A 21,321-nucleotide genomic window follows, 5' to 3' on the forward strand; every position below is an offset into this window, starting at 1 on the left:
TCTTGCTCAACGTACACGGGAGATCACAAGGAGTGAGTTTTCAGATACTGATAGCGATGGCCAGGGAGCCCAGATGACGTCCGACTTCTCCCTGCAACTCCCGCACCGCCGGCAGCAGTCGGTCGGCCTGGTGGAGGGGAAGGGAGATGGCCATCGTGGCGGCCGTGGCGCCGACCGTGATGGGAATCGCCGCGCACACCGTCCCGAGCGCGTACTCCTGGCGCTCCACCACCGGCTCCATCCGCCGGGTGCGTTCCAGTCGGCGCAGCAGCGCGTGGCTGTCACGCACCGTGTACGGAGTGAGGGCCTGGACGGGGTACCGGTCGAGATGGTCGCGGCGGGCGTCCTCGTCCAGTTGGGAGAGCAGACACCGGCCGATGGCGTGGGCGTGGCCGGTCTCGCGGAAGTCCGCCCACTCCTCGACCGCCGGGGTGCCCGGAGCGTCGGAGACGCACCTGACCTCGATCTCGCCGTCCCGGTACATCGCGTAGTAGACCGGCACACCGATGGAATCGCGCCAGCGGGCGAGGGTGTCGACGACCGCGCTGCGACGTTTCTGCTGCGCTCCGCTGCTGCTCAGCCGTTCGGCGGCCTCGCCGAGGAAGAACAGCCCTTTGTCGCGGTGCAGATAACCCTCGTGCACGAGGGTGCGCAGCAGGTGGTAGGCGGTGGGCAGGGCGAGCCCGGTCTCGCGGGCCAGTTGTTTGGCGGGGGCGCCGTGTTCGTGTCCGGCGACGCACTCCAGCAGGCGCATGGCGCGTTGTACGGAGCCGATGAGAGTGGCCGAGTGCGGCTGTGCGGAGTCGGCCCGGGCGGGCGGCCGCTGCACGGGGGGTGTGCTGGAACTGCGTTGGGCGGGGGGTGGGCGGTGTTCCGTGGGTGCAGAGGTGGCGTCAAGCGTGGCCAAGAGTCGCTCCCGGAGCGCGAGGGGGTCAGCGACTCTAACCGTCTGTCGCCGCCTCCGGTCGGCCCGTTGGGGGAAACTTCCCTCGCCCGAGGGAACCGGCGATTACTGTTACCGGCCGCCGATTCCCTCGGTCCTCACCAGTCGCTCTTCGACGAGGAGCTCGACATGAACTTCCGCACGACGTAGATCAGTCCGCCGACCAGCGCCACGAAGATCAGCAACTTGAAGAGCAGGTAGGCCAGGAAGCCGACGATCGCGCCGATCAGGCCGCCGAACACCACGAGCGCGATGACCGGCACCGCGATCCACTTCACCCACCACGGCAGACCCGTGAAGATCTCTCGCATTGCCCAGTCCTCAGCTTTCTCGTGCGCTCGGCACGTATGTCTCGTGCGTCCCGCACGATGCGATGTCCTGCACTCGATGCTAGAGCCGCGAGGGGGCCGTTCGGGGGTCCCGGATCCCTTGTCCTCCCCTGACCCGTCCCCTAGGGAACCCCGAGAGCCGGAGTCAGGCCTCGGGCGGAGAGAAGACGACCAGGACCCGCAGATCCTCGCTGATGTGGTGGAACTTGTGGGCCACCCCGGCCGGTACGTACACGACGCTGCCCCGCGCGACCTGGGTGGTCTCCAGGCCGACGGTGATGGAGGCGCGTCCGCTGACGACGAAGTAGACCTCGTCCTGGTTGTGCGGCTGCTGTGGGTCCCGCTCACCCGCGTCCAGGGCGTAGAGGCCGACCGACATGTTCCGCTCACGCAGGAACTGCAAATAGGCACCGTCGTTGGCGGCGCGCTCCGCCTCCAGTTCGTCCAGCCGGAATGCCTTCATCGCCGTTGTCGCCCTCGTCTCTACTTGCTTTCGATCTCGTCTGTCACGATCAGACACATGAAGAATTTCGTAGTCAAGACGATCGCCAACGCGGGCGCCCTGGCGGTCGCCGTGTGGCTGCTCGACAAGATCACGCTGACCGGCGACAGCACCACCAAGAAGGTCTGGACGCTGATCCTGGTCGCCCTGGTCTTCGGCCTGGTGAACTTCGTGGTCAAGCCGATCGTGCAGGTCCTGACCTTCCCGTTGTTCATCCTCACGCTCGGCCTGATCACGCTGGTGGTCAACGCGCTGATGCTGCTGCTGACGTCGTGGGTCTGCGACAAGCTCGACCTGAGCTTCCACGTGGAGGGGTTCTGGACGGCCGTGCTGGGCGGCCTGATCATCTCGATCGTGTCCTGGGCCCTGAACATGATCCTTCCCGACTCGGACTGAGCGTCCGATGACCTACCGCGTCTGCTTCGTCTGCACCGGCAACATCTGCCGTTCCCCGATGGCCGAAGCCGTCTTCCGTGCCCGCGCCGCCGAGGCCGGGCTCGACGACCGGGTGGCGGCCGACAGCGCCGGTACCGGCGGCTGGCACGAGGGCGACGGGGCCGACCCCCGTACCGTCCGCGTCCTCGAGGAGCACGGTTACGACAGCGCCCACACCGCTCGCCAGTTCCAGGCGTCCTGGTTCGCCCGCCTCGACCTGGTGATCGCGCTCGACTCCGGCCACCTCAAGGCCCTGCGCCGCCTGGCCCCCACCGAGGAGGACGCGCACAAGATCCGGCTGCTGCGCTCCTACGACCCGGCGGCGGGCGACGACCTCGACGTACCGGATCCGTACTACGGCGGTCTGGACGGCTTCGAGGAGTGTCTTGAGATGGTGGAGAGGGCGAGCGAGGGGCTGCTCGCCGCCGTACGCGACGAAGTGGAGGGAACGGCCCTATGAGCGACTCGGGCTTCGACGCCGGTTCCGTGCAGGGCGAGGGCACACGCGCGGTGCGCGCGGGACTGCCCGAGCCGGTCAAGAACGAGCCGACCCTGCCCGGGCCGGTGTTCGCCGCGCACTTCCATCTGCCGGGCGAGGTGAGCGGCCCGTACGCCTACGGGCGGGACGAGAACCCGACCTGGACGCATCTGGAGCGGGCCGTAGGGGAGCTGGAGGCGCCCGGCGAGGACGTCGAGACGCTGGTGTTCGCCTCCGGCGTGGCGGCGATCTCGGCGGTGCTCTTCTCCCAGCTGCGCGCCGGGGACGCGGTCGTCCTGCCCTCCGACGGTTACCAGGTGCTGCCCCTGATCCGCGCCCAGCTGGAGGCGTACGGCATCGAGGTGCGCACCGCCCCGACCGCCGGCGACGCCCAGCTCGACGTCCTGGACGGGGCGAGGCTGCTCCTGATCGAGTCCCCCTGCAACCCGGGGCTCGACGTGTGCGACATCCGCCGGCTCGCGGGGGCGGCGCACGCGCGTGGTGCCCTCGTCGCCGTCGACAACACCCTCGCCACCCCGCTCGGCCAGCGGCCGCTGGCGCTGGGCGCCGACTTCTCCGTCGCGAGCGGCACCAAGCAGCTCACCGGGCACGGGGATGTCCTGCTGGGGTACGTCGTCGGGCGGGACGCGGAGGCCATGGCAGCCGTACGCCGCTGGCGCAAGATCATCGGTGCGATCGCCGGTCCGATGGAGGCCTGGCTGGCGCACCGCTCCCTCGCCACCCTCCAGTTGCGGGTGGACCGGCAGAACGCGACCGCCCTGCTGCTCGCCGAGGCGCTGCGCGGGCGGCCGGAGGTGACCGGGCTGCGCCATCCGGGGCTGACCGACGATCCCGCGCACAAGATCGCCTCGCAGCAGATGCGCCGCTACGGCTCGGTGATCTCGTTCACGCTGCCCTCGCGCGCGCGTGCCGAGCGGTTCCTTCAATCCCTGCGGCTGGTCGACGACGCGACGAGCTTCGGCGGGGTGCGCTCCACGGCCGAGCGGCGCCGGCGCTGGGGCGGGGACGACGTGCCGGAGGGCTTCATCCGGCTGTCGGTGGGGGCCGAGGATCCCGAGGACCTGGTGGCCGATGTGCTGCGCGCACTCGAGGAGTCGGCCCGGTGACCGGATCACGGACACCGGCACGGGTCCGGCTACGCATGACGGACGGTCCGAGCCTCCCCCCTCGTGGCTCGGACCGCCCCGGTTCTCGCGCGCCAAGAACCGCGCGACCAAGGCTAGTTGACTCTGCGTCAGTGTCCAATCACTGTAACGGCAGAGACCTATCGACTTATTTATAGTTGTGGACCTGTCCAGAGCCGGTGGACGAGGCGGGGCGAACGGGAGGGCGTGCGATGGATCTGGCCTTGCTGCGCACCTTCGTGACCGTGCACCGGGCCGGCTCCTTCACCCGCGCCGCCGCCCTGCTCGGCCTCTCGCAGCCGGCCGTGACCTCCCAGATCCGGACCCTGGAACGGCAGCTGGGCCGCCCGCTCTTCCTGCGCCAGGCCCGTGGTGTGACGCCCACGACGATCGGTGACGAACTCGCCCACAAGGCCGCTCCGCACCTCGACGCCCTCGTGGAGATCACGGAACGCGGCCTCGAAGACGACCTCTCGGTACGCACCCTGCATCTGGCCGGCCCGCCCGAGTTCACCGCCGAACGCGCTCTGCCCGCTCTCACGGAGCTCGCCGGCGAGGACGGCCAGGGCTTCGCGCTGCGCGCCTCCTTCGGAAACGCCGAGGAGACCCTGGAGGGGCTGTCCGCCGGACACCACGACCTGGCCATCAGTACGGTCCGGCCACGCGGCGCGCTGCTCACCGCCACCGCGCTCTGCGACGAGGAGCATGTGCTGGTCGCCGCTCCGCGCTGGGCCGAGGAGATCGGCACCGGGACGGTGGGCGACAAAGGGGCGCCCGCCCTGGAGTACCTGCCCGTGGTCGAGGTCCATGAGTCGCTGCCCTTCGTCTCCCGCTACTGGGGCTCCGTCTTCGACGCCCGGCCGGTCGCCTCCGGCACGGTCGTCGTGCCGGATCTGCGCGCGGTCCTCGCGTGCACGATCGCGGGCGCCGGACTCGCCGTACTGCCCCGCTATCTGTGCGCGGCCGCCCTGGAACGCGGTGCGGTGACGGCCCTGCACGATCCCGCGGTGCCTCCGCTGCGGACGTACTTCCTGGTGGTGCGCACCGGCACGCTCGCCATGCCCCATGTGGCGCGGGCACACGAATGGCTCCAGCACGCGGCGGTGGGCTGGGCCTGAGCGGTTTTCCCGGGTTCACGGGTACGGCGACCCGATGACGCTCCACGATGTTTCACGTGGAACCAGCTGGGCCACATTTCTCCCATGACCGTCCGACCCGTGGTCAAGCGCACCGCTCGTGCCGTTCTCCTCGACGGCGATGACCTGATTCTGATCAAGCGCACCAAGCCCGGTGTCGATCCCTACTGGGTCACTCCCGGTGGCGGGGTCGAACCGGAGGACAGCACCGTCGTCGACGCCCTGCACCGCGAGGTGGACGAGGAGCTCGGCGCCAAGATCACTGACGTCGTCCCGTGCTTCGTGGACACCGTGGAACACATAGGCGACAGCGGCAGCGCGACCGGTGTGAAGGTGCAGCACTTCTTCGTCTGCCGGCTGGAGTCCATGGACCCCGCGCTGCGGCACGGCCCCGAGATCGAGGAGCCCGCGGGCGAGTACGAGATCGTCCGGGTCCCCTTCACCCGGGTCGGGATCGCCTCCGTGCACCTCGTACCGCTGTCACTGCGGCACTACCTGGACGGCAACATCGAGGGTGTCCGGGCCATGCACGCCCCCGACCTGGGGTGACGGCTCAGTGGACAACCAGTTCCTCGACCGAGTCGTGCCGTATCCGGTGGGCGGGGACGCCGGCCTCCCGGAGGGCGTGGACACCGTTGCGGATCATGCCGGGCGGGCCCGAGACATAGGCGTCGTACCCGTGCCACGGGCCGTGCCCGCGTAGGGCGTCGGGCAGTTGGACGCGCGCCTGCTGGTCGACGACCGCGTGCACCGCGAGCCAGGGGTGGCTCTGCTGGAGCCTGAGCAGGGTGTCGATGTCGTACAGGTCCTGGTCGGTCCGGGCGCCGTAGAACACCTCGACCGGGCGGTGGGAGCCGCGTTCGGCGACGTCCTCGACCAGCGCCCTGATGGGTGCGATGCCGGTACCGCCACCCAGGCAGAGGAGTCCGTGGTCCTTCGTGTGGTCGACGGTCATCGAGCCGGCGGGCGGCCCGAGGCGGACCACGTCACCGGGGCGGGCGCGGTGCACCAGGGCGTTGGAGACCCAGCCCGCCGGGACGGCCTTCACATGGAACGTGAGCAGGCCGTCCGGGCGGGGCGCGGAGGCGAAGGAGTAGTGCCGCCAGACCCGCGGCCACCAGGGAGTCTCCATGCCTGCGTACTGTCCGGCGAGGAAGGGGTACGGCTGGTCCGGGCGGAGCGTGAGCACCGCGACGTCCGCGGTCCTGAGCTCGTGTGTGACGACCTGTGCGTGCCACCAGGCCGGTGCCCGCAGCTCGTCCGTGGCCGCGGCGTCGATCATCATCTGGGACATCGTCGTGTACGTCCGTACCCAGGCCGCCTCCGTGTCGGAGTCCCAGGCGGCCGATGCGTACCTGCTCAGCGCGCCGATGAGGCACTCGCCGACGGCCGGGTAGTGCTCGGCGCGGGTGCCGTACTTGCGATGCCCGCGGCCCAGGTTCCGGAGGTACTCGGCCAGGACGGGCGGGTTGTCGATGTGCTCGGCGGCCGTGAGCAGCGCCTTCAGCAGCCGGTCCCGCTGAGTGTCCATGGCGGCCGGAAAGAGCGAACGCAACTCGGGATGGCGGACGAAGAGCAGCGCGTAGAAGTACGAGGTGACCTTGTCCGCGATCGGGCGTATCTCCGCCATGGTGGCGCGCACGCGGACCGCGTCCGGAGAGGCGTCGTACCGCGGCGGTGCGCCGCGCTGCGGCGGGACGTGGTGTCCGGGTGCCTCCCGCATGTCATCCGGCGCCACGACCGGCGGCCCGGCGGAGGGTTCGCCCGGAGGGCTGCCGTGGGGCGGTGTGAACCAGCCGCCTCCGCCTGCCCCGTCGTCGCCCGTCGACGTGGTGGTCGGAGCGTCCATGGTGTGCCTCGCCTCGAACATCTTGCGGTCGGTCTGCGCACCTCACTCGGAAGGTGCTTGCGTTCCCCCGTCGACGGCCGGCGGCCGGCCCCTCCTGGTCAGGCCCGAGGCCGACAGGGCCCCATTGAACCCGCGATCCGCGCGTCTACGGACAAGTAAGGCGAGAGTGTGACATGAGCCGCATTTGATCCCGGTGGAACACCTGATCGCCACCACGGACCGGACTCGACACTACCGGCCACCGCCCGGCGCACAAGTACCCCTGGCATCCCCCGCCAATCGCGCAACGGGCGTACCACGGCTTTCCTCAACTTCCTTTCTGCGCAGGCCGATTCATAGGCATCCCACAGATCCCGGCCCGTACAGGAGTACGTCGCGAGACCGGTCCGCACAGTAGTCCGCCGTGTTCCTGATCTCGGCCCAGACGTTCCGGACGTTTCACGTGAAACAACCGGTAGCTGTCCGGGGACTGTGCTCGGGGCTACGGCGTGACCAAAAGCGCGTGCGTCTCCCTTGAAACAGGTGGACGCGGGGGGTGCCGGTCGGCAAGCCTGACCTGCGTGCCAACTCCTTCCGTCACCGCTCTGCCCATTCGCCGACTGACGCCACGGGATCTCACCGCCTGCGCGGACCTGTCCGAGGATCGGGGGTGGCCGCGCGAGGAACACAAGTGGCGTCTCCTGCTGACGGCCGGGCAGGGATACGGCGTCGACGACCCCGGTGGCGGCCTGGTCGCCGCCTGCGTCGTCACCGAGTACGGCCCGGGAGAGCGCCCGGACCTGGGGGCGATCGGCATGGTCCTGGTCGCCGAACGGCATGCTCGTCAGGGCATCGGGCGCCGCCTGATGCGGCACGTCCTCTCGGTGATGGGGACGACACCCCTGACCCTGTACGCGACCCCGTACGGCCGTCCGCTCTACGAGGAGCTGGGGTTCAAGACCACGGGACGCTCGGAGATGCTGGCCGGACGCTTCACTCCCGGCGGACCGGACCCCCGGGTGGCGACCCGGGCGGCCACGGCCGAGGATCTGAGCGCCGTCCTCCGGCTGGACGCGGAGGTGTTCGGCACCGACCGCACCCCGCTCGTCACACGGCTGCCCGCGTTCTCGGATCAGCTGCGCGTGGCCGTGGACGGCGGCCGGATCGTGGGCTACGCGGCCGCCTGGCCGAACATGGACACCCATGTCGTCGGACCCCTGATCGCGCGTGACACGGAGACGGCGAAGTCCCTCATCACCTCGCTCGCCGCGCACAGCGACCGGCGGCTGCGAACCGATGTCGACGTGCGGCACGAAGAGCTGCTGGCGTGGGCGAAGGAGCGCGGGCTGGCCTCCGTCGCCATGAACGCCGTCATGACGTACGGCATCACGGAGCTGCCGGGCGACTGGACACGGCGGTTCGCGCCGCTGACGGTGGCGGCCGGCTGAGCGCTTCCCCGAACAGCGAACGCCGGCTCCCCGGGGAGCCGGCGTTCTGTGCTGAGCGGTGCTGCCGTCCGGCCGGTGCGTGCCGTCAGGCCAGTGCCTTCACGGCGGTGGTGGCGAAGCCGTGGTCCTGGTCGGGAGCACCGCCGCCGACGCCGATCGCGCCGACCAGCCTGCCGTCGCGCTGGACCGGGACACCGCCCGCGATGAAGAGCAGCGGCCGGTCGAGTGCCGTCGGCAGGGTGTGGAAGAGGCCGCCGGGCTGAACGGCGTCGACGAGGTCGGCGGTCGCGGTGTTCAGCTGAAGCGCGGTGTACGCCTTGCGGGTGCTGGTCTCGCCGGAGATCAGTACCGCGCGGTCGTCCCGCCGGAAGGCCAGCAGATGCCCTCCGGCGTCCAGGACGGTGACGCTGACGGTGACACCGGCGGCCTCGGCGGCACGCCGGGCCTCGGCGATCAGCAGCTCGGCGTCCTCGATGGTGAGCGGGGTGACGGTGGTGGTGCTCATGAGGTGGTTCTCCTAGGGGTGTCGCTGAGGTGGCACGGAGTGAGTCGCGTGCGGTGCCGGACCGGGACTCAGTGGCGGACCGGGAGTCAGTGCCGGACCGGGAGTCAGTGGTGGGCCGGCTCGTGCTGCCGGACGGGTGCGCCGTCGGCGGTCACGGCGGCCGGGGAGGTCCCGCGGCGCTCCAGCGCGGCCGACAGGAAGGCGAGGACGAGGGCGGCCGCGGCGAGGGCGGCGCCGACCCAGTTCGGGGAGGTGTAGCCGTAGCCGGCGGCGATGACGATGCCGCCGAGCCAGGCGGAGAGTGCGTTGCCGAGGTTGAAGGCGCCGATGTTCACGGCCGAGGCCAGGGTGGGGGCACCGTGTGCCTGGTCGAGGACGCGCTTCTGGAGCGGCGGCACGGTGGCGAAGCCGAGGGCACCGATCAGGGCCACGGTCACGGCGGCCGCGATCTTGTTGTGCGCGGTGAGCGTGAAGAGGGCGAGGACGACGGCGAGGGCGCCCAGGGACACGTACAGCATGGGCATCAGGGCGCGGTCGGCGAACCTGCCGCCCACGAGGTTGCCACCGACCATGCCGAGGCCGAAGAGGACCAGCAGCCAGGTGACGGATCCGTCCGCGAAGCCGGCGACACGGGTCATCATCGGGGCGATGTAGGTGATGGCCGCGAAGACACCGCCGAAACCGAGCACGGTCATCGCCATGGCGAGCAGAACCTGGGCGTTCTTGAAGGCGGCCAGTTCGTGCCGCAGGTGCACGCCCGCCGACTTGGGCAGTTCGGGAACCAGCTTGGCGATTCCGGTCAGACCGACGACACCGAGAGCGGCGACGACCGCGAACGTGACGCGCCAGCCGACGTGCTGACCCACGAGGGTGCCGAGGGGGACGCCGATCACGTTGGCCACGGTCAGGCCGGTGAACATCATCGCGATGGCACCCGCCTTCTTGCTCGGGGCGACCAGTTCGGCAGCCACCACCGAGCCGATGCCGAAGAACGCGCCGTGGGCGAGGGAGGCGACCACGCGGCCGATCAGCATGACGGCGAAGACGGGGGCCACGGCGGACAGCAGGTTGCCGGCGATGAACAGGCCCATCAGCAGCATCAGCATCCGCTTGCGCGGGACCTTGGTGCCGAGGACGGTCATCAGCGGGGCGCCGATCACCACACCGAGGGCATAGCCGGTCACCAGGAGCCCGGCGGTGGGGATGGAGACCCCGAAGTCGCCCGCGACCTCAGGCAGCAGGCCCATGATCACGAACTCGGTCGTTCCGATTCCGAAGGCCCCGATCGCGAGGGCCAGAAGCGCGAGAGGCATGGGGGTAGAACCTTCCCAGACGATTGCAGGTGCGCTTAACGTGCGTCCACAATAGTTGCAGACGCTGGTTATGCGCAACAGAGGGATATTGCGAACCTGCTCTATCCTGGGTTCACCCGCTCCGGGACGGAGGAAAAGCCCCATGACTGCCACGGACCCCGCACTGACAGCCCTCGCCCAGGGCTGGTGCGCCCTCTCCTTGCTGCACGGGAGGATCGAGGCCCACATCGAACGCGCTCTTCAGGCGAACCACGACCTGAGCGTGCGCGAGTACTCCCTGCTCGACGTCCTCAGCCGGCAGCACGACGACGAGGGGGGACATCTCCAGATGAAGCAGGTCGCCGACGCGGTCGTACTCAGTCAGAGCGCGACCACCCGGCTGGTGACCCGGCTGGAGGACCGCGGCCTCCTCGAGCGCTACCTCTGCCCGACCGACCGGCGGGGCATCTACACCAATGTCACCGAAGCCGGGCTGCGCCTGCTCGAAGAGGCCCGCCCCACCAATGACACAGCGCTGCGCGAAGCCCTCGACGCGGCAGCGAGGAACCCGGAGCTGGCTCCCCTGGTCCAGGTCGTGGAGTCGCTGAGCGCGTCCGCATAGGCTGCGACCATGGGTGATCTTGAGATACGCGCCGCAGAAGCCGACGACCTCCCGGCCGTTGTCGGCATGCTCGCCGACGACCCGCTCGGCGCCGCGCGGGAGTCGCCCGACGACCTCGCGCCCTACCTGAGCGCACTGGAGCGCCTCAGTGCCGACCCCAACCAGCATGTGGTCGTCGCCGTACGCGAGAGCCGCGTCGTCGGCACACTTCAGCTCACGATCATCCCCGGCCTGTCACGGCGCGGCGCCACCCGCTCGGTCATCGAGGGGGTACGGATCCACGCCGACGAACGCGGCAGCGGACTGGGCAGCCGTTTCATCGAGTGGGCGATCGAGGAATCCCGCCGTCAGGGCTGCCGGTTGGTGCAGTTGACGTCGGACAGTTCACGCACCGACGCCCACCGTTTCTACGAACGGCTCGGCTTCACCGCGTCACACGTGGGCTTCAAGCTGGAGATCTGAGCGCCACAGAGGCACGGACGGTGTCGCGGAGAACGGATCGGGGTGGTGTTTCACGTGAAACACCACCCCGATCCGTTCTCGGCTAGCCGATTCCCCGCCACCCCTCCGGGTCCACTCCGCCGGGCACGGAAGACGTCTCGTCGTACGGCTGACGCGTGAACACGAACGATCCGAGGTCCAGGTGGTCGAGCGTGCCGTCCGGCCGCCGCAGGGGCCGTAGAAGCTCTCCGGCGTAGTAACCCTCCAGGCCGGTCCAGGTGCCGTCGCCGTTGGCCCGGAAACGGGCCCGCCGGCCGGCGCCCGAGAGGGGGCCCAGCGAGACCAGGCCGTCGGCCGCCACCCGCAGCACGAAGGAGTGTGTGCCCCAGTACCACTGCCCCGCCAACTCCAGCACCGCCGGATCGACTTGACTCAGTGGCCGCCAGGGCTCGGGGATGCGCGGCTCGGCCTCCGCGACGATACGGACGAGGTCGGCACCGACGGTGGACGTCAGCGGGCCGGAGGTGCAGTTCGTCAGCACCACGGCCGCCACGTCGTCGTCCACGCTGATGGTGAGGCTGGCCAGGAAGCCGGGCAGCGAGCCGCCGTGCCCGACGAGCAGCCTGCCGTCACGGCGCTGGATCTGGAGGCCGAGACCGTAGGTGCTGCCGTCCAGGACGTCGGCGGGCTCGGCGGGCGCCGCCGGAGTCCGCATCTCACGCAGGGACTCGGCGCTCAGCACCCGGTCGTCGCCGGCCACCAGGAAGACGGCGAAGCGGGCCAGGTCTCCGGTGGTCGACCAGAGTTGTCCCGCGGGCGCCATCCGGCCAAGGTCCTCCAGCGGCTCCGGGAGCAGGACGTCGGCCCAGGGATGCACCGCCCAGCCACCCGCGTGCGGCGCCTGCGGCTCTCCGCTCGTGCGGTCGAGGCCCAGGGGTTCGAGCACCTCCCGCCGTAGGACCTCCTCCCAGGGGGCACCGCGGAGTTCCTCGACCAGCGCGCCGAGCAGGGTATAGCCGGGGTTGGAGTAGTGGTGCCGGCGCCCGACGGGATGCAGGAAGGGCTGCTCGCCGAGGACGTCGCTCAGTTCCGGCCGCAGCGAGCCCGGGGTCCGCTCCCACCAGGGCGCCGGTGACTCGGCCGCCAACCCGGCCGTGTGCGCCAGGAGTTCGGCGATCGTCGCCTCCCCCGCCCCGGTGCCCGGCAGGTGCTTCTCCAGCGGGTCACCGAGGTCCAGCAGCCCTTCGTCACGCAGCCGGAGCACCAGGACGGCCGTGAACGTCTTGGTGATGGAGCCGATCCGGTACTGCACGTTCTCGTCGGGTCCGTGCCCGTCCACCGAGGTGCGCGCCCCGTGCCAGACGGCCCGGCCGCCTCGCACGACCGCGGCCACCAGCGACGGGGCCCTGCCGTCGGCCTGGGCCACGGCGATCCGATGCAGCAGCGCCCGCCGCGTGGCGGGGAGCAGCTCTTCCTGGAATGTCGTCATGCGCCCAGTCCACCCGGTGCACGGACCGGCGTCGAGTTCATTTCACCGGCACGGACCCGTCGGCCCCTCAGTCGAGACAGAACTCGTTGCCCTCGACGTCCTGCATCACGATGCACGACTCGTTGTACTCGTCGGCGACGAGCAGCCGTTCGCATGTGGCGCCGAGGGCGACCAGTCGCGCGCACTCGGCCTCGAGTACGGCGAGGCGCTCCTCACCCACGAGCCCGGTGGCCACCCGCACGTCGAGATGGACCCGGTTCTTGACGACCTTCCCCTCGGGAACGCGCTGGAAGAACAGGCGCGGGCCGACACCCGACGGGTCGGCACAGGCGAACGCCGCACCCTGACGCTCCGGCGGCAGCGTGCGGTCGTAGTCGTCCCAGTCGGCGAACCCTTCCGGCGGTGGCGGTACGACGTACCCCAGCACCTCGCACCAGAACCGGGCCACACGCTCCGGTTCGGCACAGTCGAAGGTGACTTGGACCTGCTTGATCGATGCCATCAGCCCACCATGATCGGAAAAGGACACGGGAGCAGCGAACCTACCGGCATCGATCAGGTCTGTGCCATGTCCACGAAGCGGGAGTAGTGGCCCTGGAAGGCCACGGTGATGGTCGCGGTCGGGCCGTTGCGGTGCTTGCCGACGATGATGTCCGCCTCGCCGGCGCGCGGTGACTCCTTCTCGTAGGCGTCCTCGCGGTGCAGCAGGATGACCATGTCGGCGTCCTGCTCGATGGAGCCGGACTCACGCAGGTCGGACACCATCGGCTTCTTGTCCGTGCGCTGCTCGGGACCACGGTTCAGCTGGGAGAGCGCGATCACCGGGACCTCCAGCTCCTTCGCCAGCAGCTTGAGGTTACGGGACATGTCCGAGACCTCCTGCTGACGGCTCTCGGAGCGCTTGCCGCCGGACTGCATCAGCTGGAGGTAGTCGATGATCACGAGCTTGATGTCGTTGCGCTGCTTGAGCCGACGGCACTTGGCGCGGATCTCCATCATCGACAGGTTCGGCGAGTCGTCGATGTACAGCGGCGCGGCGGAGACATCCGGCATCCGGCGGGCGAGCCGGGTCCAGTCGTCGTCGGTCATGGTGCCGGAGCGCATGTGGTGCAGGGCCACCCGGGCCTCGGCGGACAGCAGGCGCATCGCGATCTCGTTGCGGCCCATCTCGAGGGAGAAGATGACGCTGGGCAGGTTGTTCTTGATCGACGCGGCCCTCGCGAAGTCCAGCGCGAGGGTGGACTTGCCCATCGCGGGACGGGCGGCGATGACGATCATCTGTCCCGGGTGCAGGCCGTTGGTGAGCGAGTCCAGGTCCGTGAAGCCGGTGGGCACACCGGTCATCTCGCCGGTGCGGGAGCCGATCGCCTCGATCTCGTCGAGCGCGCCCTCCATGATGTCGCCGAGCGGCAGGTAGTCCTCGCTGGTCCGCTGCTCGGTGACGGCGTAGATCTCGGCCTGGGCGCTGTTGACGATCTCGTCGATGTCGCCGTCGGCCGCGTATCCCATCTGCGTGATGCGCGTACCGGCCTCGACCAGGCGGCGCAGCACCGCCCGTTCGTGGACGATCTCCGCGTAGTACTCGGCGTTCGCCGCCGTCGGCACCGTCTGGACGAGGGTGTGCAGGTACGAGGCGCCGCCGACCTTGTTGATCTCGCCGCGCTTGGTGAGCTCGGCCGCGATGGTGATGGGGTCGGCCGGCTCGCCCTTGGCGTAGACGTCGAGGATCGCCTGGTAGATCGTCTCGTGTGCGGGCTTGTAGAAGTCGTGGCCCTTGAGGATCTCGACGACGTCGGCGATGGCGTCCTTGGAGAGCAGCATGCCGCCGAGCACGGACTGTTCGGCGTCCAGGTCCTGCGGAGGGATCCGCTCGAAGGTGGCGCCCGAGCCCTCCCAGTCGCCGCTGTCCCGGCCCCGGTCGTGCCGGTCGTCCCGGCCGCGGCCGCCCTCGCCGCGTCGGCGGGAGGCGGGCAGACGATCACTGGGACCGGCGTCGGCCCACGGATCGTCCAAGGGCTCGGAAATGCTCACCGAGCCACCTCCTCCCGTCCGCCCGGCGGACCTCGCCATGCCCTCTTTTCTACGGCACGGCACTGACAACTAGGTCGCCCCATTCCGGTTCTGACCACGTCGGTTTCGTGAGGTTTCCGGGGCCGTGACAAGGAGCGGGTGCCGGACCACGTTAGGCCCGTGGGCACCGTCAGCCAATCTGGTTATCCACAGGCCATGTGGACGACCGCCCGTATGCTGTGGAGAACTCCCCAAAACCTGTGCACGATGCGGTGGACAGCCCTGTGAACAAGCCCTCGATCCTTTCGAGCGACCTGCTCTGACCTGCTGATTTCCCGTCCACCGGCTGTGCAGAAGAAAAACTTTCCCAGTCGGACCAAGATCGCCTCGAACAGCGCGCGAAAGCGTGGCGCACACAACTGTCAGTAAGGGTCAGTACTCGATTGCATCTCTTACCTGTGGACGATTAGATTAGCGTCCATGCCACAGGCTCCCGCGATCCCCCAGGCCACCCGTCGGCAGCACGACCGAGAGATCGTCGCCCTCGCCGTCCCGGCCTTCGGCGCCCTCGTCGCCGAGCCGCTTTTCGTGATGGCGGACAGCGCGATCGTCGGCCATCTCGGCACCGCACAGCTCGCCGGCCTCGGGGTCGCCTCAGCCCTCCTCACCACCGCGGTGAGCGTCTTCGTCTTCCTGGCCTACGCCACCACGGCCGCGGTCGCCCGCCGGGTCGGCTCCGGTGATCTCCCAGCCGCCATCCGCCAGGGCATGGACGGCATCTGGCTGGCACTGCTGCTCGGCGCCGCGGTGATCGCCCTGGTCCTGCCCCTCGCCCCCGGCATCGTGGACGTCTTCGGCGCCTCGGCCACCGCGGCTCCCTACGCGACCACCTATCTGCGGATCTCCTCGCTCGGCATTCCGGCCATGCTGGTCGTGCTCGCCGCCACCGGTGTCCTGCGCGGTCTCCAGGACACCCGGACCCCGCTGTACGTCGCTGTCGCGGGCTTCGTCGCCAACGCCGGACTCAACGCGGCGCTCGTCTACGGCGCCGGACTGGGCATCGCCGGCTCCGCCTGGGGCACAGTCATCGCCCAGTGCGCCATGGCAGCCGTCTATCTGACCGTCGTCGTGCGCGGCGCCCGCAAGCACGGGGCCTCTCTGCGTCCCGACGCCGCCGGCATCCGGGCCTCGGCGCAGGCCGGTCTGCCCCTGCTCGTCCGGACGCTCTCGCTGCGGGCCATCCTGATGATCGCCACAGCCGTCGCGGCCCGACTGGGTGACGCCGACATCGCGGCCCACCAGATCGTGTTGTCCCTGTGGAGCCTGCTGGCCTTCGCCCTGGACGCGATCGCCATCGCCGGACAGGCCATCATCGGCCGCTACCTCGGTGCGGACGATGCCGCCGGTGCCCGCGCAGCCTGCCGGCGCATGGTCCAGTGGGGCATCGCCGCCGGTGTGGTGCTGGGTCTGCTGGTGGTGGCCGCCCGCCCCCTGTTCCTCCCGCTCTTCACGAGCGATCCCACGGTCAAGGAGACCGCGCTGCCCGCGCTCCTCATCGTGGCGCTCTCACAACCGATCTCCGGTGTGGTCTTCGTCCTGGACGGCGTTCTGATGGGCGCCGGAGACGGTCCGTACCTCGCTGGGGCCATGGTCGTCACCCTCGCCGTCTTCACCCCCGTGGCGCTTTTGGTCCCCGCTCTCGGCGGTGGGCTCACCGCCCTCTGGGCAACCATGACGTTGATGATGGCCGTACGGCTGACGACCCTGTGGCTTCGGGCACGCTCAGGCCGCTGGATCGTCACGGGCGCGACGCGCTGAGCGCCACGCCTCGCGCCACGCCTCATCGCCTGTTTCACGTGAAACAGCACAAGACCTCGCGTTTCACGTGAAACAAAAGGGGCCGCACCCATGACGGGTGCGGCCCCTTCCAGCTACTGCTCAAGCAGAGCGCAGCGTCAGGCCGCGACGACCTCGATGTTGACCTTGGCGGCAACCTCGGGGTGCAGACGGACGGACGTCTCGTGGGCGCCCAGCGTCTTGATCGCCGAGGCGACCTCGATGCGACGCTTGTCGACCTCGGGGCCACCGGCGGCCTTGATCGCCGAAGCGATGTCGGCCTGGGTGACGGAACCGAAGAGGCGACCGGCGTCGCCGGCACGGACGGCCAGACGGACCTTGACGCCCTCGAGCTGGGCCTTCACCTGGTTGGCCTGCTCGATGGTCTGGATCTCGTGGATCTTGCGAGCACGACGGATCTGCTCGACGTCCTTCTCGCCACCCTTGGTCCAGCGGATCGCGAACTTCCGCGGGATCAGGTAGTTGCGGGCGTAGCCGTCCTTGACGTCGACGACGTCGCCGGCGGCACCGAGGCCAGAGACCTCATGGGTAAGGATGATCTTCATTATTCGGTCACCCTTCCCTTAGCGCGCGGTGGAGGTGTAGGGCAGCAGCGCCATCTCACGGCTGTTCTTGACGGCCGTGGCGACGTCACGCTGGTGCTGCGTGCAGTTGCCGGTCACGCGGCGGGCACGGATCTTGCCGCGGTCGGAAATGAACTTCCGCAGCATGTTCGTGTCCTTGTAGTCCACGTACTGGACCTTGTCCTTGCAGAAAGCGCAGACCTTCTTCTTAGGCTTGCGCACAGGCGGCTTCGCCATGGTGTTTCTCCTGTGTGATCAAGAAGTTTGGGGTGTGCCCCGCGCCTCGGCCCGAGGGCCTAGAAGGGGGGCTCGTCCGAGTAGCCGCCGCCACCGCCGCCGCCGCCGGAGCCACCGCCCCAGCCGCCGCCACCCTGGTTGCCGCCCCCTGCGGGAGCGCTGGAGGCCCAGGGGTCGTCGTTGGGAGCGCCGCCCTGCTGGCCGCCGCCGGAGCCACCGCCCCAGCCGCCGCCACCCTGGCCGCCACCGCCGCCGTAACCGCCCTGGCCACCGCGGCCACCGCCACCGGCGGCGGTCTTGGTGACCTTGGCCGTGGCGTTCCGCAGGCTGGCGCCGACTTCCTCGACGTCCAGCTCGTAGACCGTGCGCTTGACACCCTCACGGTCCTCGTAGGACCGCTGCTTCAGCCGGCCCTGCACGATGACGCGCATGCCTCGCTGGAGCGACTCGGCGACGTTCTCCGCCGCCTGCCGCCAGACCGAGCAGGTGAGGAAGAGGCTCTCGCCGTCCTTCCACTCGTTCGTCTGGCGGTCGAAGGTGCGGGGAGTGGACGCGACGCGGAACTTCGCGACCGCCGCACCGGACGGGGTGAAGCGCAGCTCGGGGTCGTCGACAAGATTGCCGACGACCGTGATGACGGTCTCGCCTGCCATGGGGGAACCTCTCGGCGGGTTTGCTGCTGGCTGCTTGCTGCTACTCGAATCCCGAGATCAGCTGAGCGGGAGGCTCAGTGGGTCTCGGGGCGGAGGACCTTGGTCCGGAGGACCGACTCGTTCAGGTTCATCTGGCGGTCGAGCTCCTTCACGACCGCAGGCTCGGCCTGCAAGTCGATGACCGAGTAGATGCCCTCAGGCTTCTTCTTGATCTCGTACGAGAGACGACGACGGCCCCAGGTGTCGACCTTCTCCACCTTGCCGTTGCCCTCACGGACGACGGAGAGGAAGTTCTCGATCAGGGGGGCGACAGCGCGCTCCTCCAGATCGGGGTCGAGGATGACCATCACCTCGTAGTGACGCATGTGGAACCCACCTCCTTTGGACTCAGCGGCCACGGTCGTTCCGTGGCAGGAGGGTTGTGATGCGTACGCAACGGTATCGGCGGCCACTGACAATCGGGGGGTTCCCGCGGGATCCCCTGTCACGGCCTGGGCAGACACCGGTGCAGACGGTACAGACTACCTGCACACCTGCTTCCGGTTGAAATCCGGGCGCCCGGGCACGCAATCTGTACACATCGGGTGTGTATGGCGCTACGATGCGCCGCCTTCCGCAGGAGGTGCCCTATGGCACAGGCATTGCGACCCAACACCGCCGGATCCCTGTTCGCCACGGACGGCAAGAGCCATCCGCTCCAGGACTCACTGATGGCAGTGACCCTGGTGCTCGGACTGATCGCCTTCATCACGTGCTTCTTCCACGGCCTCCACCTGCTCAGCTCCTGGGCCGGTCTGATCGGCATCTTCACCGGCCTGTACGGGCAGTGGGTCTCGATCACCACACGCGAGCGCTTCGGTGTGATCCTGGGTCTCGGTGCCTCGGGCATCGGCTTCTTCATCGGGATGGCGAACGGCGGGCTGTTCGGCTAGCCCTCCGGCACCCCCCGCACCACAGCGGAACGTCCCGGCCGCGCACGGCCGGGACGTTGGTGCCGTACGCCCAGTCAGGCCGCGGGCGAGGCGCAGTAGGCTTCGGCGCGAGAGCCGGAGCCCCTGTACCCATGGGGACACACCAGCCCGAGGAGCGCCCCGACATGAGCCTGACCCTGAGGACCATCAGCCGCGAACAGCATCTGGCGTACATCCAGAGCCTGCCTGCGGCTAGCCACATGCAGGTCCCGGCCTGGGCCGATGTCAAGGCGGAGTGGCGTTCGGAGAACCTCGGCTGGTTCGACGAGCGCACCGGTGAGATGGTCGGTGCCGGTCTGGTCCTGTACCGCCAGCTGCCCAAGATCAAGCGCTATCTGGCGTACCTGCCCGAAGGTCCGGTCATCAACTGGTTCGCGCCGAATCTGGACGACTGGATCCAGCCGATGCTGGCCCACCTCAAGCACCAGGGCGCGTTCTCGGTGAAGATGGGCCCGCCGGTGATCATCCGGCGCTGGGAGGCCAACTCCATCAAGGCCGGCATCCAGAACCCGGACGTGAAGCGGCTGCGCGACATCGAGGCCGACTTCATCGAGCCGCGCGCCTTCGAGGTGGCCGACAAGCTCCGCCGGATGGGCTGGCAGCAGGGTGAGGACGGCGGCGCCGGCTTCGGCGACGTCCAGCCGCGCTACGTCTACCAGGTGCCCCTGGCGAACCGCTCCCTGGAAGAGGTCCACAAGAACTTCAACCAGCTGTGGCGGCGCAACATCAAGAAGGCCGAGAAGGCCGGCGTCGAGGTCGTCCAGGGCGGCTACCAGGACCTGGCGGAATGGCAGCGGCTGTACGAGATCACGGCCGTGCGCGACCACTTCCGGCCGCGCCCGCTGTCGTACTTCCAGCGCATGTGGACGGCCCTGAACACCGAGGACCCCAACCGGATGCGGCTCTACTTCGCCCGGCACAACGGGGTGAACCTGTCCGCGGCGACCATGCTGATCGTCGGCGGGCACGTCTGGTACTCCTACGGCGCCTCCGACAACATCGGCCGTGAGGTGCGGCCGTCGAACGCCATGCAGTGGCGGATGCTGCGGGACGCCTACGCGCTCGGCGCCACCGTCTACGACCTGCGCGGTATCTCGGACTCGCTGGACGAGACGGACCACCTCTTCGGTCTGATCCAGTTCAAGGTGGGCACCGGCGGACAGGCCGCCGAGTACCTGGGCGAGTGGGACTTCCCGCTCAACAAGCTGCTCCACAAGGCGCTCGACATCTACATGTCGCGCCGCTGACGTCACGCTCCGTGCTTCTATAGCCCTGACACAACGCAGTCCTCTGGCACCCCAGCCATCCAGAAAGGTCCCAGGTCCGGCCATGGCGCTCACGCTCTACGTCGACACCGCGCGCTGGCGGGCGCACCACAAGCACGTGCAGGAGCAGTTCCCGGGCCTGGTCCCGGTCTGCAAGGGCAACGGCTACGGCTTCGGGCACGAACGCCTGGCGGAGGAGGCCACGCGGCTGGGCTCGGACGTCCTCGCCGTGGGCACGACGTACGAGGCCGCCCGCATCAAGGACTGGTTCGGCGGGGACCTGCTGGTGCTGACGCCGTACCGGCGCGGCGAGGAGCCGGTGCCGCTGCCCGACCGGGTCATCCGCTCGGTCTCGTCGATCGACGGCGTGTACGGCCTGGTGGGCGCCCGGGTGGTCATCGAGGTGATGTCCACCATGAAGCGGCACGGCATCAGCGAGCAGGACCTGCCGCAGCTGCACTCCGCCATAGAGAACGTCCGCCTGGAGGGCTTCGCCATCCATCTGCCGCTGGACCGCACCGACGGCTCGGACGCCGTCGAGGAGGTCATCGGCTGGATGGACCGGCTGCGCGCGGCCCGGCTGCCGCTGCACACGATGTTCGTCAGCCACCTCAAGGCCGACGAACTGGCCAGACTGCAACAGCAGTTCCCGCAGACCAGGTTCCGGGCGCGGATCGGCACGCGGCTGTGGCTGGGGGACCACGACGCCACCGAGTACCGCGGTGCGGTCCTGGACGTCACCCGCGTCGCCAAGGGCGACCGGTTCGGCTACCGCCAGCAGAAGTCGGCCTCGGACGGCTTCCTGGTGGTCGTGGCGGGCGGTACGTCGCACGGGGTGGGCCTGGAGGCGCCGAAGGCCCTGCACGGCGTCATGCCGCGCGCCAAGGGCGTCGCACGGGCCGGCCTCGCCACCGTGAACCGGAACCTTTCCCCGTTCGTCTGGGGCGGCAAGCAGCGCTGGTTCGCGGAGCCGCCGCACATGCAGGTGTCGATTCTCTTCGTGCCCTCCGACGCGCCGGAGCCGAAGGTCGGCGAGGAGCTGGTGGCCCATCTGCGGCACACCACCACCCAGTTCGATCGCATCGTGGACCGCTGACGCGGTTTCAGGCACACCGACCGGACGCCGGAAGGGCCGTACACGGGACTCCGTGTACGGCCCTTCTCATGCCGTG

At 69.4% G+C, this 21,321-nt stretch carries 25 protein-coding genes; 12 read left to right on the forward strand and 13 right to left on the reverse strand.

The window, feature by feature from the left end; all coding sequences use genetic code 11:
- Positions 1-40 precede the first annotated feature (40 nt).
- The 3 genes from AAW13_RS18530 to AAW13_RS18540 form a co-directional block, all read right to left on the reverse strand.
- Positions 41-754 carry an IclR family transcriptional regulator gene (locus AAW13_RS18530; RefSeq protein ID WP_046727574.1) on the reverse strand — a complete coding sequence of 238 codons (714 nt, stop codon included), beginning with the start codon at positions 752-754 and terminating at the stop codon, positions 41-43.
- A 287-nt stretch (positions 755-1,041) separates the two neighbouring features.
- Positions 1,042-1,254 (reverse strand): DUF5326 family protein, encoded by a 213-nt coding sequence (locus AAW13_RS18535; protein ID WP_046727575.1) that lies wholly within the window; start codon positions 1,252-1,254, stop codon positions 1,042-1,044.
- A 163-nt stretch (positions 1,255-1,417) separates the two neighbouring features.
- Complete coding sequence (locus tag AAW13_RS18540; RefSeq protein ID WP_046727576.1) at positions 1,418-1,735, reverse strand: cupin domain-containing protein; 318 nt, start codon at positions 1,733-1,735, stop codon at positions 1,418-1,420.
- Positions 1,736-1,792: 57 nt separating this feature from the next.
- Here AAW13_RS18540 and AAW13_RS18545 point away from each other — a divergent pair, with 57 nt between their 5' ends.
- From AAW13_RS18545 to AAW13_RS18565, 5 genes are all read left to right on the forward strand, one after another.
- The gene (locus tag AAW13_RS18545) at positions 1,793-2,170 is read left to right on the forward strand and encodes a phage holin family protein (RefSeq protein WP_046727577.1); all 378 of its coding nucleotides are present in this window, start codon (positions 1,793-1,795) and stop codon (positions 2,168-2,170) included.
- 7 nt (positions 2,171-2,177) lie between these two features.
- Complete coding sequence (locus AAW13_RS18550) at positions 2,178-2,669, forward strand: low molecular weight protein-tyrosine-phosphatase (protein ID WP_046727578.1); 492 nt, start codon at positions 2,178-2,180, stop codon at positions 2,667-2,669.
- The gene (locus AAW13_RS18555) at positions 2,666-3,814 is read left to right on the forward strand and encodes a cystathionine gamma-lyase (RefSeq protein WP_046727579.1); all 1,149 of its coding nucleotides are present in this window, start codon (positions 2,666-2,668) and stop codon (positions 3,812-3,814) included. Before AAW13_RS18550 ends, AAW13_RS18555 begins: the two co-directional genes overlap by 4 nt.
- Positions 3,815-4,044: 230 nt before the next feature.
- On the forward strand, positions 4,045-4,950 hold the full coding sequence (locus AAW13_RS18560) for a LysR family transcriptional regulator (protein WP_046727580.1): 906 nt from the start codon (positions 4,045-4,047) through the stop codon (positions 4,948-4,950).
- 84 nt (positions 4,951-5,034) lie between these two features.
- Positions 5,035-5,517 (forward strand): NUDIX domain-containing protein, encoded by a 483-nt coding sequence (locus AAW13_RS18565; protein WP_046727581.1) that lies wholly within the window; start codon positions 5,035-5,037, stop codon positions 5,515-5,517.
- A gap of 4 nt (positions 5,518-5,521) precedes the next feature.
- On the opposite strand, the gene AAW13_RS18570 is transcribed toward AAW13_RS18565, so the two are convergent.
- Entirely contained in the window at positions 5,522-6,817 is a 1,296-nt protein-coding gene (locus AAW13_RS18570; RefSeq protein ID WP_079178862.1) for a globin domain-containing protein, read from the reverse strand.
- A 560-nt stretch (positions 6,818-7,377) separates the two neighbouring features.
- On the opposite strand from AAW13_RS18570, the gene AAW13_RS18575 reads away from it, so the two are divergent.
- A complete protein-coding gene (locus AAW13_RS18575; protein WP_046727582.1) occupies positions 7,378-8,244 on the forward strand; it encodes a GNAT family N-acetyltransferase in 867 nt (288 codons plus the stop codon).
- 85 nt (positions 8,245-8,329) lie between these two features.
- Here AAW13_RS18575 and AAW13_RS18580 read toward each other — a convergent pair whose 3' ends face one another.
- Positions 8,330-8,749: a GlcG/HbpS family heme-binding protein gene (locus AAW13_RS18580; RefSeq protein ID WP_046727583.1), complete on the reverse strand. Its 420-nt coding sequence runs from the start codon at positions 8,747-8,749 to the stop codon at positions 8,330-8,332.
- Positions 8,750-8,853: 104 nt separating this feature from the next.
- Positions 8,854-10,062 (reverse strand): MFS transporter, encoded by a 1,209-nt coding sequence (locus AAW13_RS18585; protein ID WP_046727584.1) that lies wholly within the window; start codon positions 10,060-10,062, stop codon positions 8,854-8,856.
- 142 nt (positions 10,063-10,204) lie between these two features.
- Here AAW13_RS18585 and AAW13_RS18590 point away from each other — a divergent pair, with 142 nt between their 5' ends.
- Positions 10,205-10,663, forward strand: coding sequence for a MarR family winged helix-turn-helix transcriptional regulator (locus AAW13_RS18590; RefSeq protein ID WP_046727585.1), 459 nt, complete (start codon positions 10,205-10,207; stop codon positions 10,661-10,663).
- Between the two features lie 9 nt (positions 10,664-10,672).
- Positions 10,673-11,125: a GNAT family N-acetyltransferase gene (locus AAW13_RS18595; RefSeq protein ID WP_046727586.1), complete on the forward strand. Its 453-nt coding sequence runs from the start codon at positions 10,673-10,675 to the stop codon at positions 11,123-11,125.
- Between the two features lie 82 nt (positions 11,126-11,207).
- Here AAW13_RS18595 and AAW13_RS18600 read toward each other — a convergent pair whose 3' ends face one another.
- From AAW13_RS18600 to dnaB, 3 genes are all read right to left on the reverse strand, one after another.
- On the reverse strand, positions 11,208-12,593 hold the full coding sequence (locus AAW13_RS18600; RefSeq protein WP_046727587.1) for a serine hydrolase domain-containing protein: 1,386 nt from the start codon (positions 12,591-12,593) through the stop codon (positions 11,208-11,210).
- Between the two features lie 67 nt (positions 12,594-12,660).
- Complete coding sequence (locus AAW13_RS18605) at positions 12,661-13,095, reverse strand: VOC family protein (protein ID WP_046727588.1); 435 nt, start codon at positions 13,093-13,095, stop codon at positions 12,661-12,663.
- Between the two features lie 53 nt (positions 13,096-13,148).
- On the reverse strand, positions 13,149-14,624 hold the full coding sequence (gene dnaB / locus AAW13_RS18610) for a replicative DNA helicase (RefSeq protein WP_046727589.1): 1,476 nt from the start codon (positions 14,622-14,624) through the stop codon (positions 13,149-13,151).
- A 459-nt stretch (positions 14,625-15,083) separates the two neighbouring features.
- Between dnaB and AAW13_RS18615 the strand changes: the two genes are divergently transcribed.
- The gene (locus AAW13_RS18615) at positions 15,084-16,421 is read left to right on the forward strand and encodes an MATE family efflux transporter (RefSeq protein ID WP_046727590.1); all 1,338 of its coding nucleotides are present in this window, start codon (positions 15,084-15,086) and stop codon (positions 16,419-16,421) included.
- 137 nt (positions 16,422-16,558) lie between these two features.
- Here the strand turns inward: AAW13_RS18615 and rplI are convergent, their stop codons facing one another.
- The 4 genes from rplI to rpsF all read right to left on the reverse strand — a co-directional run bounded on the left by rplI (position 16,559) and on the right by rpsF (position 18,278).
- Positions 16,559-17,005 carry a 50S ribosomal protein L9 gene (gene rplI, locus AAW13_RS18620; protein WP_046727591.1) on the reverse strand — a complete coding sequence of 149 codons (447 nt, stop codon included), beginning with the start codon at positions 17,003-17,005 and terminating at the stop codon, positions 16,559-16,561.
- A gap of 18 nt (positions 17,006-17,023) precedes the next feature.
- A complete protein-coding gene (gene rpsR / locus AAW13_RS18625; RefSeq protein ID WP_006381652.1) occupies positions 17,024-17,260 on the reverse strand; it encodes a 30S ribosomal protein S18 in 237 nt (78 codons plus the stop codon).
- A gap of 59 nt (positions 17,261-17,319) precedes the next feature.
- Entirely contained in the window at positions 17,320-17,913 is a 594-nt protein-coding gene (locus tag AAW13_RS18630; RefSeq protein WP_046727592.1) for a single-stranded DNA-binding protein, read from the reverse strand.
- 74 nt (positions 17,914-17,987) lie between these two features.
- Positions 17,988-18,278, reverse strand: a complete 291-nt coding sequence (gene rpsF, locus AAW13_RS18635) for a 30S ribosomal protein S6 (RefSeq protein WP_005482942.1) — start codon at positions 18,276-18,278, stop codon at positions 17,988-17,990.
- Positions 18,279-18,542: 264 nt separating this feature from the next.
- On the opposite strand from rpsF, the gene AAW13_RS18640 reads away from it, so the two are divergent.
- The 3 genes from AAW13_RS18640 to AAW13_RS18650 all read left to right on the forward strand — a co-directional run bounded on the left by AAW13_RS18640 (position 18,543) and on the right by AAW13_RS18650 (position 21,245).
- The gene (locus tag AAW13_RS18640) at positions 18,543-18,845 is read left to right on the forward strand and encodes a hypothetical protein (protein WP_046727593.1); all 303 of its coding nucleotides are present in this window, start codon (positions 18,543-18,545) and stop codon (positions 18,843-18,845) included.
- Between the two features lie 164 nt (positions 18,846-19,009).
- Positions 19,010-20,131, forward strand: coding sequence for a peptidoglycan bridge formation glycyltransferase FemX (femX, locus tag AAW13_RS18645; protein ID WP_046727594.1), 1,122 nt, complete (start codon positions 19,010-19,012; stop codon positions 20,129-20,131).
- An 82-nt stretch (positions 20,132-20,213) separates the two neighbouring features.
- Positions 20,214-21,245, forward strand: coding sequence for an alanine racemase (locus AAW13_RS18650; protein ID WP_046727595.1), 1,032 nt, complete (start codon positions 20,214-20,216; stop codon positions 21,243-21,245).
- Positions 21,246-21,321: the final 76 nt, after the last annotated feature.

It is taken from the genome of Streptomyces humi (genome assembly GCF_001005085.2).
Lineage (GTDB): Bacteria > Actinomycetota > Actinomycetes > Streptomycetales > Streptomycetaceae > Streptomyces > Streptomyces humi.